The organism is Comamonas sp. (assembly GCF_036666375.1).
GTDB lineage: Bacteria > Pseudomonadota > Gammaproteobacteria > Burkholderiales > Burkholderiaceae_C > Comamonas.
Map to the genome: position 1 here is coordinate 7065 of NZ_JAVWWA010000148.1, position 1861 is coordinate 8925.

General features: G+C 63.3%; 1 protein-coding gene. It reads left to right on the forward strand.

Features of this window, described 5'->3' with window-relative positions; genetic code table 11:
* Positions 1–526: 526 nt before the first annotated feature.
* Positions 527–1861 (forward strand): SwmB domain-containing protein (locus RR928_RS22920; protein WP_332684370.1); only part of this gene is annotated, 1335 nt, incomplete at its 3' end.

Sequence of the window (1861 nt, forward strand, 5' to 3'; positions counted from 1 at the left end):
ACTGCAGGCCACCAAGGCAGCGCCCGATGCAGCCATCGTTGCCGTACCCATGGATGTCATGCATCACATGTCGCTCAGCCGCAAGGAGTCACGCGCTTCTGTGCGCGAGAACAAGATGCAGGATCGGGTGATGAACCCTGAGGATGGTGAGTCCATGAAGTTCTGATGCAACAGGGTTGCCTAAGATTTTGGCCGCCTCGGGTCCTGTCCGGCAGCAATGGGGATTCGCAACCGCATGTGATAGCATGATTCGAGTGCGTTTCGGGGCCTGCGAATCAGGGGCGTGTCACGCTGCCAAGGCTCAGACGGGGTTCAACAACAACGCCACCGCACTGTGGGCCACCGCACATACGACAGGCCGAACCCGGCCCATGTTCTGTGAACAGTAACTTGTGGTCATTGGCTTCGATGCCCAGTTCGCCATGCTGGCGACAAACAAGTTGGGCATTTCCGTGGATGAATGGTGCGTGGCCGTGGCACGCAGCACGCACACCCCAGTTGAGACATACCGTAACCGGAGCTCAAAATGCACGAACTAGCACCGCTGGAATTCAATCAAGCGAGTATTGCCGACGGGGTTGTGATGCCGCCACCAGTCGGCGTACAACTGGTGGCCGGCAGCGATAACGGTAAATCGGGCTGGGATCACATCACCAGCGCCACAAAACTCACCATCGGAGGCACGACGCTGTCGGGCGCCCTCGTCACCTTGTACGACACAGACGGCACCACCGTGCTGGCAACGACGCGTGCCGTCAAAGGCGTGTGGCAAGTGACAACCCACGTTGCGCTGGCCGAAGGAATGCACATCGTGACAGCCAAGGCTTTGGGCGCGGTTGGCACTATCAGCGCTGCATCCAACGCACTGGTTGTCACCATCGACACGCAAGCGCCGGTTCTTGAGTCGGCCGCCGTCAATCGCAGCACCCTGGTGTTGACCTTCTCCAAGTCGGACACACTCGATGACGTCAACGGTCCAGCGCCAGAATCCTTTACGGTGATGGTGGGTATGGTGCGCAATGTGGTCACGGCCGTGGTCGTCAACGCGGCCAAGAACACCGTCACCCTGACCCTGACCAAACCCGTGACCCATGGCGACACTGTGACCGTTGCCTATGACAAACTCGAAGTGGGCAATGCCGCCAGTGCCATCCAGGACCTCGCCGGCAACGATGCCGCCCCGCTCGCGGCGACGGCAGTGACAAATACGACGCCTGCGCCGCCGACCGATTCCAGCGCTGTGCCCGTCGACGGCGTGCCCGTGGTGACCACGCCCGGCGACGGCGGCAGCACCATCATCAGCATTCCGGTGGTCTTGCCCGACCGGCCCGACACGCCCGGCACGCCTTCGCCGCTGGCCGACATTCCCCTGGTCAAGGGCATAGATGGCCACTCCATCCTGCAGGTCAGCGTACCCGTGGGCATGGCGCTGCAGGCCCAGGGCATGCCAGCACCAATGACCGGTGCCGCAGCGCTGGCTGAATTGACACTGCGCATAGAGCGCTCGGCCGGTGGCGACGCCGGGCTGACCCTCAACGGTCAGGCCTTCCTGGCCACGCTTGATCCCTCGGTGCCGCTGACCATACAGACCATCACCGCCACGGCCGGCGCGGGCTTCAACCCCGACGTGCCCCTGGTGATCAGCGGCAGCGCCATTGCGCGCGACGGCATGCAGGCCGTGATCCTTGACGCGAGCGCCCTGCCCGACAGCACCACCATACAGGTGGACAACGTCGACTTCCTGGCCGTGGTGGGCGCTGTGCGCATCATTGGCGGCGCGGGCCAGAACATGGCCAGCGGCGACGGCGCCGCCCAGTACATCGTGCTGGGCGCCGAGGACGACATCATCCATGGCGGCGGC